Annotated in this window: 10 protein-coding genes; 8 read left to right on the forward strand and 2 right to left on the reverse strand. The window is 35.8% G+C overall.

What is annotated here, in order from left to right:
- The first annotated feature begins 20 nt into the window (after positions 1 to 20).
- The 5 genes from ACXR6G_RS05725 to ACXR6G_RS05745 all read left to right on the forward strand — a co-directional run bounded on the left by ACXR6G_RS05725 (position 21) and on the right by ACXR6G_RS05745 (position 4,310).
- A complete protein-coding gene (locus tag ACXR6G_RS05725; RefSeq protein WP_458360446.1) occupies positions 21 to 1,211 on the forward strand; it encodes a metallophosphoesterase in 1,191 nt (396 codons plus the stop codon).
- Positions 1,212 to 1,249: 38 nt separating this feature from the next.
- Positions 1,250 to 1,852 carry a hypothetical protein gene (locus ACXR6G_RS05730; RefSeq protein ID WP_458360447.1) on the forward strand — a complete coding sequence of 201 codons (603 nt, stop codon included), beginning with the start codon at positions 1,250 to 1,252 and terminating at the stop codon, positions 1,850 to 1,852.
- A 324-nt stretch (positions 1,853 to 2,176) separates the two neighbouring features.
- On the forward strand, positions 2,177 to 2,554 hold the full coding sequence (locus tag ACXR6G_RS05735) for an endonuclease domain-containing protein (protein ID WP_458360448.1): 378 nt from the start codon (positions 2,177 to 2,179) through the stop codon (positions 2,552 to 2,554).
- Positions 2,555 to 2,720: 166 nt separating this feature from the next.
- A complete protein-coding gene (locus tag ACXR6G_RS05740; protein ID WP_458360449.1) occupies positions 2,721 to 3,086 on the forward strand; it encodes a group I truncated hemoglobin in 366 nt (121 codons plus the stop codon).
- A 420-nt stretch (positions 3,087 to 3,506) separates the two neighbouring features.
- The gene (locus ACXR6G_RS05745; protein ID WP_458360450.1) at positions 3,507 to 4,310 is read left to right on the forward strand and encodes a Cof-type HAD-IIB family hydrolase; all 804 of its coding nucleotides are present in this window, start codon (positions 3,507 to 3,509) and stop codon (positions 4,308 to 4,310) included.
- Positions 4,311 to 4,438: 128 nt separating this feature from the next.
- Here ACXR6G_RS05745 and ACXR6G_RS05750 read toward each other — a convergent pair whose 3' ends face one another.
- Complete coding sequence (locus ACXR6G_RS05750) at positions 4,439 to 5,386, reverse strand: hypothetical protein (protein WP_458360451.1); 948 nt, start codon at positions 5,384 to 5,386, stop codon at positions 4,439 to 4,441.
- A 267-nt stretch (positions 5,387 to 5,653) separates the two neighbouring features.
- Between ACXR6G_RS05750 and ACXR6G_RS05755 the strand changes: the two genes are divergently transcribed.
- The 3 genes from ACXR6G_RS05755 (at position 5,654) to ACXR6G_RS05765 (ending at position 10,835) form a co-directional block, all read left to right on the forward strand.
- Positions 5,654 to 7,114 carry a C69 family dipeptidase gene (locus tag ACXR6G_RS05755; RefSeq protein ID WP_458360452.1) on the forward strand — a complete coding sequence of 487 codons (1,461 nt, stop codon included), beginning with the start codon at positions 5,654 to 5,656 and terminating at the stop codon, positions 7,112 to 7,114.
- A 702-nt stretch (positions 7,115 to 7,816) separates the two neighbouring features.
- A complete protein-coding gene (locus ACXR6G_RS05760) occupies positions 7,817 to 10,135 on the forward strand; it encodes a hypothetical protein (RefSeq protein ID WP_458360453.1) in 2,319 nt (772 codons plus the stop codon).
- 205 nt (positions 10,136 to 10,340) lie between these two features.
- Entirely contained in the window at positions 10,341 to 10,835 is a 495-nt protein-coding gene (locus ACXR6G_RS05765; RefSeq protein WP_458360454.1) for a hypothetical protein, read from the forward strand.
- A gap of 254 nt (positions 10,836 to 11,089) precedes the next feature.
- Here the strand turns inward: ACXR6G_RS05765 and ACXR6G_RS05770 are convergent, their stop codons facing one another.
- A complete protein-coding gene (locus ACXR6G_RS05770) occupies positions 11,090 to 11,548 on the reverse strand; it encodes an Lrp/AsnC family transcriptional regulator (protein WP_458360455.1) in 459 nt (152 codons plus the stop codon).
- Positions 11,549 to 11,615: the final 67 nt, after the last annotated feature.

Below are 11,615 nucleotides of genomic sequence, written 5' to 3' on the forward strand. Positions count from 1 at the left end.
ACACAAACCCATAAAATACAATGCGATTATTAAACTTTTTGAAATATTTAGGTATAACGATTCTAGTAATCATTGGCATATTTGCGCTGTGGTTTAGATTTTATCTCAGCGAATTTGAAGAGTTTAAAAATGCAACTCCTTTTGAGCATAGAACGTATATCTCAACTGATGGCCCTTATTGCATTTTTGAAAAGGATTCGGTGAGACTAATTCAGGTTGTAGAGAATTCTGGAGAATTTGAAGTGCAAGATAATAAGCTAGCTAATAATGAATTCACAGATAGCCTTCAAGTTGCTTCATTCAGTTATGATTTACCTTCTCAGGTGCAATTTGAAGTCAAATTAATGGATACTATTGAAATCCCACAATCGAAGTACGAATTGGAGGGAGATGTCTTTTCCGTTTCTGATATTGAAGGAAACTTCTATGCCTTTTATAAACTTCTACGAGCAGCTAAGGTGATTGATCAGAATTGCAATTGGACTTTTGGGCATAATAACTTGGTTTTAATCGGCGATTTTGTTGATAGAGGTTTGAATGTGACTCAATGCTTGTGGTTGATCTATAAACTGGAACAACAGGCTCAAGAATTCGGCGGTAGCGTTCACTTTATCATGGGAAACCATGAGACGATGAACTTAAAAGGTTCAATAGCAAATGTTCGCTCTAAATATACACGATTAGCCAAATCTCTTGACTTGGATTATTCAAATGATCTTATTGGTGAAAATAGTGAACTTGGACGATGGTTGAGAAGTAAGAATGTGATGGAAATAATAAACGACAATCTATTTGTACATGGTGGTGTCAGTCCAAAACTGATATCAACAAATCTCACACTAGATCGTATCAATCAGATTGCACGAAAATATTACGCTCAACCCGATACAATTATTCAAACTGACTCTTTAGCTAAAATAATATATTCGACCTATGAGGGACCACTTTGGTATAGAGAAAATACAAGGAAGGTTTCTGATAATATTTTGAATGAGATGACTGAGCTTGTTAATCACTATCAAGTTAAAAGCTTAATTATTGGACATTCAACTAAAAGAGATATAAAGGCTCAGCATAATCGGATGTTGTATAATATTGACGTTCATTTTCCTCATGCCGATACGGATTCAATTAGAGGAAAGGGCTTGTTAATTAGTAAAGAGGGAATCTTTAAACTTAATGATTTAGGAGATCGATATAAGCTTGAATAAATTGGAACTTTATTTTTATAGAGAGAAAAGGTATAGATATGAAAGAAGAAAAAGACGACGAGAGTTTGATTAAAGAGATCTTACAGTCACCATCCTATGGTTATACAGATAATTTCCCAAAACGAGATATGTGGAAAGAAGTTGCTAAATTCTATAATGGGGAGTTTAAGATCAAATTCAATTCGGGTTGTGAGCTTGAGATTCATCAAATTACGATCCCTTATAAAAAATGGACCATTCATATTTCTGTTTCAGATACCAGACCCATGAAATTTCAAATGGATTTTAGATCAAGGCTTGATTTTGACTTACTTCTTAGCTGGGAGGATTTTATTGAAAGGATTCTTAAGAAATTTGGAGAACCCGAAATAGAAGTCGATAACTACGAGTTTGACAAACGGTACCTGATTAAAAGCTCTCAGCCAGATCTACTCAAAAGATTATTAACGAAAGAGATTCAAGAGGCATTGTTAGAGAACAATATTTATTCTGTTGCCTATAAAACCGATCCGGAATCACAAAAAGCTGAATGCCTGTCTGTTATTCAAAGAAAAGCGGGTGATAAAGACTTTATCATGGGTTTAATCGACTTGCATATGCTTATTATTGATAGGCTGGATGAGTTGAAAATAATAAGTTAAAAGCTTATCAATAAGTACAAGTATTAGCTGGAAAGGAATAAAAGTTTAAACTCTAAAATGACAGATGAAAAAAAATAATTGGAAACATATCACTAAAGATAATCTGAAATTCGACTTTGTTCTTAATAATAGGCTGGAGTTGATTGAGAGATTGAAAACTAATTAAACCACCTCCCCTGAACAAGTTCAGGTACTCCTCCTTAGAAAGGGAGGAGAAAGTTGTTGATAGTGCAACGATTGAGTCATATCAGACTTGAGAATTCCCCTCTCGCAGAGGAGGGGTGTCAAGCTTGCTTGACGGGGTGGTATTTAAATTGGATTAGTATGAAAAGATATATAAATAAACCCATATTGAAGGCTTTTAGGAAGAGGCTGAGAAATAGATCAACAGCATCGGAGGCTACTTTATGGAAAATGCTTAAGAATAGGCAAGTTGAAGGCTTAAAGTTTCGAAGACAAAGCTCAATAGGTAATTATATAGTTGACTTTTATTGTCCAGAGATTAAGCTCATTCTTGAACTAGATGGTTCTTCTCATGATAATTATTTATCAGAAGAATTGGATGCTAAGCGAGACAAAGAGTTACGAGATGAAGGGTATTTTATCTTACGGTATGAGAATCATTTTGTTTATGATTATCCTAAAGAAATCATAGAAGGGATTCTCAAAATAATTCGTTTTTGCAAGCTTGAAAAAAAATAAACCTATGTTAGAAAAAAAAGATAGCTCTCATATCCGATTGGCACGTTAATTCTTGGGCACTTAAAGAGGTATTGAAAGCTATTAAGGGTATTGAAATTGTTCTGAATATTGACATTGCTTATCTAATTCTTTAACTTGCTGTTTATTCACTAAATGGAGGAGAGAGATGAGCGAGTCGTTGTACGAGAGATTAGGAGCAACAGAAGGGATTACTAGGATTGCAAATGATGCAATTGATTTTCACTTTGTGAATAAAAGTATTGCAACCCGATTTAAGAATTCGAAGATGAGCATTGATCAATTAAAAAATGGAGCTGCTACATTTTTTATTGCTGGTACAGGCGGTCCTTCGGTTTACGAGGGAAAAGATATGCTTGCTGCTCATAAAGGAATGAATTCCAGCGATACGGAGTTCGTTGAAGTGATTTCTGATGTTATGAAAGCCTTAGATCAAAATAATATAGGCCAACGAGAAAAAGAGGAGGTACTCTTCGTTCTCTTTAGTATGAGAAATGATATTGTAGCAGTTTAGTAAAATGGAGCTGAAAAACATATCCCAAATCTAAAAAGATTTGGGATTTTTTATGGTTTAAATTATAAGACCAAATACATGGAGTTAGCCATAATTCCCATTATAACAATATTCCAGAGATAGGCGTAGGGACTAGAAAATTCAGGGTTCAGCCTTACATAGGGTCTTGTTTAGGATTCCGAAATTAAGGATCCTTAGGCTTATAGTAAAAGAAATCTCCCCAATTGCTTGAGCTTTGTTTTTAAGCAAGAGCTATAAAACCTCTCATATCTATCTATGTTTTTGGGAGAAGCCAATAATTGTTATACTTTCGCAGGCTGAAAATTGAGGCCCGCAAGCTTTGCCCAAGGCTTTTTCACACAGACTTATGCATCTTAAAGGGATCGGCCTATGTGACCATTAAAAATTAATTAGATATAGATGAACTATAAAATGCTAGTGCTTGATCTTGATGATACGCTTTTGCGTGATGATCACAGCATATCAGATAGAAACAAAGAGATGCTGATGAAGGCACAAGAGCAAGGTGTATATGTTGTTTTAGCATCGGGGCGTCCAACTCCTGCAATGCTTCAATATGCAGAGCAGCTTGATTTGAAAAAGTACGGATCGTATATTATCTCATACAATGGAGCTGTTATCACTGATCTGACCAAGCAGGCAACTATTTTTGAGCAGAGCCTTACGAAAGAGCAAATTCATAGTTTGCACGATTTTAGTATGGCGAATAATGTGGATATCATTACTTATACTTCGGACAGCATCATCAGCGAATCTTGCTCAAAATATATCGACATAGAGGTTGAGTTGACTCAGATGAAGTTTAATAAAGTGGACTGTTTCAAGTCAGCTGTAACAGAATCAGCTGTGAAATGTCTCCTTTTACAGGAACCTGAATATCTAAAAACAGTTGAAACCAAATTAAAGAAAGAGAAGCCTAATAAGAGCATTTCCCTTTCAAAACCCTTTTTTCTGGAGGTCATGCCACAGGGAATTGACAAGGCGGCAAGTATAGCTCGTTTGGCGGAAAAATTAGATATACGTCAAGAAGAGATTATTGCAGTCGGTAATGCAGGAAACGACTTAACAATGGTGGAATATGCTGGTTTGGGCGTTTGGGTAGATAACGTGACACCAGAACTTCGCGACCGTGCTGATGTTATTGTCGCCTCGAATAATGATCATGGTGTAGCTGAAGTCGTAGAAAGATATATCATGAATTAAAAAAACGATTCATAAAAGAATGACAAAAGCGAAGCCACATAGGTTTCGCTTTTTTTGAACTATAGGTCTCCTATCTCTTAAGTTATAATGAATTTAAAGCTGGCTTTACTAGAGGTGCTTTTGTGCGCTTAAAGTGATTTGTCGTCTGTTTTTGTATTTTTTGCAGTGGACCACTGATTAATTTCGATTGATTTAAAAACCGAATCAACTTGAGTTACATTTAGGTTTTGTGCCTTGTATTTTTCTAATCCGGGGCTCATAGGGCCCTTGTAAGCCGGACACATACCATCCGGTAAATCTCCTGTGTTTTCAACTTGTATTAATGCTAAATCCGGCCACATATAATAATAACCAATGAATTCTTCATTTTCATTCACCCAATAAAGTCCATATCCATCCTCATCTTTTATAAGGATATCTGATTCTTTTACAGCGATCATTTTTAGAAATTGTGACCATTTATCTTTTCCTTCTCCCATTTTATAATGAAATGTAATCCATGCATCCGATCCTAACCAGGGATCCCGATAGACTCCTTCGCTGGAAATTAAGGACTCACTCCAATGCATTTCTAAAATCATATCTCTAAAATCCCAGAAAAAGAATCTCTCAGCAGGATATTTATTTAAATAATCCTCAGCATCCCCTGTGTATGGATCCCAGTGATAATAATCGACAAGAGGTGCAATATTGTCTCCGAGCCATGTATTAAGTAAATATCCATTGAAATGGTGTGCAGTCCAGTTTCGGAAATTCCAGAAAAATCGATCCTCATCAGAATATAATTCTAAATTATCCTTAGTATCATCTGAGCATGGCTTCCAGTGATAATAATCTTCATGGGGGACCAGATTATCTCCGACCCATGCATTAAGTAAATATCCATTGAATTCATGGGCATTCCAGTTATAGCCATAAATATTAAAACCTGTGGCTCCAACACTTTCTAATCTTGTATCAAAAGATTCATTGTTTTGACCAATATGCATTGCCTCATCAAGAACATTTTTCTTTCGTGATGAGAATACCATAATTAGCAGACATAGAACTAATGTCATTTGAACTAAATTCTTCATAACGATGTGTTTAAAATATGGTATTGTAAATTTAGGGAATTAGATTACTCAGGACATATCAACTGGGTTGCAAAAAATATGACTTTTATGTCATGAGTTGTAATTCTGACGTAGGATTGTAGACAATTCTTATTTAGCTGTAAATTATGTTTGTGGGTAGCCTTGGAATCAGGAGAATATTCGGATTAATATTATCTGGATTAACGGTTTCTCTTTTGAGAGTCATGTAGATTTTCCTTAACTTCATTGTTAAAATAGGAGGCATGTATGTTCAGAATGTGTTATAATCAGATTAGGCTATTACTAATCTTTATTTTACTACTTCCTGCTGAAATTTTTTCTCAACAGCAAGAATGCTTTCTTCTGATGCTTGGAAAAGATGCTTCTACAAATGGACAAGTCTTGCTGGCTCATAATAATGATTTGTCTGGTATCGAAGCATCCATGCTCAGAAGAGTTCCTGCTGATGAAAAGATAAATATCCTGTCAGACAGTTCAGTATCCTTTAAGCAGAACTACGAAATGCTGGTGCTCCAAACGAATATTGGTTTTGCCGAAGGCGATGCTGTGGCTATTAATAAGCATGGTGTTGCTATTGCTGGAGGTTTAGCATTAAAACGTGATAGAAATCGTCAAGCAGAAAAACTTGATCCTCTTGTCCCATCTGGTTTAGGTGGCGGCCTTAGGTATTTTGCTTTACAGCATGCCAAAACCGCTCGCGAATGTGTGAAAATCATAGGTGAGCTTTATAATAAATATGGCATAAGTTACCCAAGTGGTGTAGGGATTGCCGACACAAGTGAAGTCTGGTATATGGAAGCTGGTGGAGGACATGCCTGGGCAGCGGTTCGCATACCCGACGACGCCTACCTGGTAGCAGCTAACAGTTATCGGATTGGAGAAATAAATCACAAAGACACAAGCAACTTTATCTGTTCTCCCAAATTGATAGCTCTTTGCAAGGCTTATGAATTAGGGGGTAAATCTAAACGAGTTTTTAACTTTAGAGATTTCTTTGGTAATGGCTTTAAAGAAAAATTAGGCAACAATAATTACAATACGAGAAGACTCTGGAGAGCTATCGATATCCTGAATCCTTCGATGCAAGTCTCTTCCGAACAAGAAATCTTTCCCCTATATATCAAACCGGAAGAAAAAGTGGGTTTAAAAAAATGCTTTACCATCCTTCGGGATTATTATGCAGATACCTCCTTTGATATTTTTAAACATGATAATCTGGATAATCCTGAAAGATCGATTGCGGTATGGAATTGCGTGCATACCGATGTGATTGCGCTTTCACCAGGGAAACCTACAGACTATGGCTGTGTGCTCTGGACAGGATTAAGTTCACCTTTCACAGCGATTTATACGCCTATTTATTTTGGCAGTAAAACAATACCAACAGGCCTCGACTTGGCTCCAATAAATTTTAATAAGCATTCCGCATTTTGGATTTTCAAAAAGCTCGGAGACCTAAGCAAGTCAGAATATCCTAATCAAATGAAAGACTGGATAGATCTTCGGAATCAGTTTGAGGCAATGGAAATAGAAACACAGCCAGAAATAATTCGTGAAGCTGAAAATATCAGGATTAAGCATCCGAACCAGCTAAGTTTAAATTTGGATAAGCGAAGTGAAGCTTTTGCTTCTAAGGCCATAGAATTAGCCTCAGAGATGATTGATTCGCTTGAATTTAAGAATGAAAACGAAGTCCCAAATGAATAAGATCAATATTCTTGACTGTTTAAAAGAAACCAACTCGACTTTTCCCTATAGCTAGAGGAATATGTATTCCTCCTGTTTCCTGAGCCTTCGCATCGAGCGGAACCTTGTATTGAACCTTGCATAGTCCGGAGTCGAAATGCGAAATGTAACCAAGCTTTCAACCAGCTAACTATTTTCCCTCCTAGTTTTAGAACTGCCTCTCCCTCAGAATTCTGACAGCTGTAGGGACGGATGCTTTTCCTTAAAAGGATAAGAAATAGAAACTTATTATATTATTGCAGGTCTTTATTTACTAACAGTTTCCCCTCCTTGATGAGGAGGGGTGGCAAGCTCTGCTTGACGGGGTGGTGCTTTCTCTCTAACTACCACCATATAATCCCAAGATAGTATTCATAATTATGTAGACCTATTCTATTTTATGTTTGCTACATACTTTACCTCAACTTAATTTATTGTTTGCTTTCTAATTTTCATAAATTTGGTAGGCTTGGAATATAAGACTTGTGTTTATCAGGTCTATATGGGTGAATTGTGATTACTTTTAGTAGTCGGAAAATAAATCAGCAACTATTAGGGAAGTTGGTTTATAGAAGAGCTGATGTTATCCCACCTATATGGAGTGATAACAACACTTTTTAGAAAGATATAAGAGAAATAACATCAATATTGATGTTATACATACGTTAGCTGTCAAACTCGCTTATGAAGAAAAAATACAACCAAATTATCCAATGGATAAAGAACAAAATCAGAGCTATTACGCCTGGAAAGAATGCATTTAGAGGAGCATCATTAGGTCTGTTGACTATAACAGCAATTTTTTGGTTAGTATACTCTATTAATGATTATATAAACCTCAATGATGAATGGGTATTCTTATTTGCCTTGGTCTTCGTTTTGGCCGCTATTTTGTTCGGCTTAGTGATTAGATGGATACTCAAACTTTTAAATAATTTGGCGATTTTAATAGTATTGCCATTGCTGATTATTATGAGCTTTGATTTGATGATAACTGCAGTAATTCTTATTCTGGCCTCACTATGTGGAGCTGCCGTACTGGTTTTGAAAAAAACCGGATTTCAAAATTTATCAAGATCAAAAAAGGCAATTACAGTTTTGGGAGTAATCATTGGATTTGGTGGGTTCATTGCCGTTGGGATTCTATATAGTCAGGTGGGTTTTGACGTGGATCCGATCACAAATGCGGCATTATCATCAGAATCAAACATCGAACAAATAAGAGCTATTTCTCCAGCAGAAAAAGGCTCCTACTCTGTAAAAGTTATAACGTATGGCAGTGGAAAGGATTTACACCGACCAGAATACGGGGCAGAAGTCGATATTAAAACTGATTCAGTTAACGGCCTTGCGCTTATAGATAATTGGGATGGCTTTGGAGGTTGGTGGCGAGAAAAATACTGGGGATTTGATTCCAAATCTCTACCAATAAATGCTCGTGTTTGGTATCCTGAAGGGGAAGGACCTTTTCCTTTGGCAATGATTGTCCATGGAAATCACAGCATGCAGGATTATTCTGATCCCGGGTATGAATATCTTGGTGAACTACTTGCTTCCAGAGGAATCATCCTAGCATCTGTAGATGAGAATTTTATTAATGGGTCTTGGTCAAATTTTTTTGACGGATTAGATAATGAAAATGATGCACGAGGATGGTTGTTACTTGAACATTTAAAGGTATGGCATGAGTGGAACAAGACAGAGGATAACCTTTTTTACAAAAAGATTGACACAGCCAACCTAGCACTTATCGGACACTCAAGAGGAGGCGAAGCAGTTGCTCATGCTGCAATGTTCAATAAATTGCCGTTTTATCCAGATGATGCTTCAATAAAATTTGATTACAACTACAATATCAAGTCGATTGTGGCTATAGCTCCATGTGATGGACAATATGAACCGGGAGGAAGTAGAACAGAAATTAAAGATGTCAATTATTTTGTAATTCAAGGAGCACAAGATGCCGATGTTAGCTCTTTTATGGGTTCTCAACAATATGAAAGGGTAAAATTTAAAGACAGCCTTTATCATTTCAAATCGGGTGTTTATGTTTATGGGGCCAACCACGGCCAATTTAACACAAGCTGGGGCAACAAAGATAGAGGCATTTTGGGTCTACTAAATCTTAAACAGCTGATTTCTGCTGAAGATCAAATGAAAATTGCAGAAGTCTACATAAGTTCATTCCTAGACATTACATTGAAAAATAAAAGTGAATACCTACCTCTATTTATGGATGCAAGAAAAGGTAAAGACTGGCTTCCTAAAACTATCTACTTGAACCAGTTCGAGGATTCAAATTTTAATCCAATCGCTAATTTTGATGAAGACTTTGATGTGTCTACAACAACACACTATGATGGAATAGTTAACACCAAAAACTTATCTGTTTGGCGTGAGCAAGAGATAAAACTCAAATGGCAGAAAAAGGGAAGTAGAGCCCTTTTTGTGGGTTGGAATTATGATCTTGAGAACGAAAATAAATCGATTGAATCTGTTCCTGACTCACTGATAGCTAGCTACACTATCAGACTTACTCCTACCGCTATTGATTCTTCATCAGTTTTGGTTTTCTCAATGGCAGAATCTAAAGAATCTGCTAAGCCTAAATCAAAAGGGAAATGGGTAAAAAACAATGCCATCAAGAATATTAAAGAAAAAAAAGATGATGATAATGATAAAGAAGAGAACGATGAGCCCAAAAAGCCCATAGATTTCACTATCCAATTGAGAAACGCTTCTGGACAAACCGTCTCATTTCCATTGAGCCAGTTTTCTCCATTACAGAGAGTTATTGAAGTGATGATTATGAAAGCAGATTTCATCTTGGATGACAAACAATCAGAAAAGGTATTTCAGACATTCTATTTTCCAATAGAACAGTTTCAAAAAAATAATCCAAACTTTACGCTTTCCAATATTGAAGAAATTAGATTTATTTTTGATAATAATAAAAGTGGGGTTATAGTAATCGATAATATTGGGTTTATGAAGAGTTTATAAAGTCATTTTAAAGTTTAACAACTTCAACAGCTAACAATGTATAAAACTAATTGCTAAATTTTGGGCTCCACTAAAGGTTGTTGCAAATTTACTGCGTCTGGATTTCCACTAGAAATTCCTCGCACGAAAATCCGCAACTACTCTTATACTAACCGTTATAGCCAATTTAAAAAAATAACCGAACATGTTAATAAAGCCGAATTATTTGAAATATTCAACTCGTATATTTAACGGGATGATTAAGCTTGTTTTAATATCCGCGGGATGGATAGCATTTGTATTTCTTTATGACTTAGGGAGATTTGAAACATACATATCATTAGGAGTTTGGGGAATTATAACTCTTCTCTTTTCTCTATCTGTTTTAAGAAAAAACAAAAGATATATTGGAGAAATTAAACTAGGTAAAGACGAATGTGAGTTTCATGTTTATGAGTTTGACAAACCATTAGAAATAATTAAATCAAAAACCTCTGAAACAAGAATTAAAATATGGGAATTGTTTTTCCCTATCACAAAACCTGGTCGAAATTATAAACTTGTTATCGAAACTAAGCAAGGGTTGACTTATAAAAGAATAATAGAACAACATGAAATAGGTAATTGGGATCTTGAGAAATTTAAAGAAGCAATGAAATATTATGGAGAGTTGAAAGGAGTTCAATCATCTACTGCATCATTTTCCAGAGGTATTTATTAGGTTAAAGGATAAAAACTGGCTGTAGCAAAAGCTAAATTGTCATGGGCGGTGGTGTGCAGTTTGAAAGTTTAGTTCAATTAAGAAATACCAACAAGCCAAGCTCCACGCTTGGCTTGTTGCATTGGTGGGTACTCCTCAAAAAGCCATTCTCCTAGGAGAGTGGCTTTTTGAGCTTAATAAGGCAACACTTTAATCCCGATAGCTATTCGTAAAGCCCACGAAACTTAGCAAGGCCGCTGTGCTTCATTAAAACGCTATAGAATATTATTTACCTTTTCATTGTGCAAAACCATAGTAGTTTGAGTGCTTTGTATATAATCTAAAGTAGATAATCTATCGAGAATAAAGCCCCTTAACTCATCAGAGTCTTTTACTGCTACGTGCAAAATAAAATCACTGTTGCCTGCCATATGAAATAATTGAAGAACGCCAGGGAATTGAGATGCCTTCTCTATGAAATCTGCAATTATTGAACGATGTTGCTTGTTTAGCTTAATTGCTAACATGACCTCAATATTAAGACCCAGTTTTTTTTGATCGATTTGGGCATATGCCCCCTTTAAATAACCTTTCTGGCTTAATTTCTTAATCCTATCGTGTGTGCTCGACTGTGCAATTTCAATTTTTGCAGCAATCTCTTTATTTGATAGCCGTGCATTATTCAGCAATAGGCTTAAAATCTGAATATCTTTCGAATCTAGTTCATTTTTCATAGTGTAAGCGAATCTATTTAGGTTCATGTAAAGTATGGACAAATATTATTGTGCTTGCACACCATTT

This window comes from Ancylomarina sp. YFZ004 (assembly GCF_054254355.1).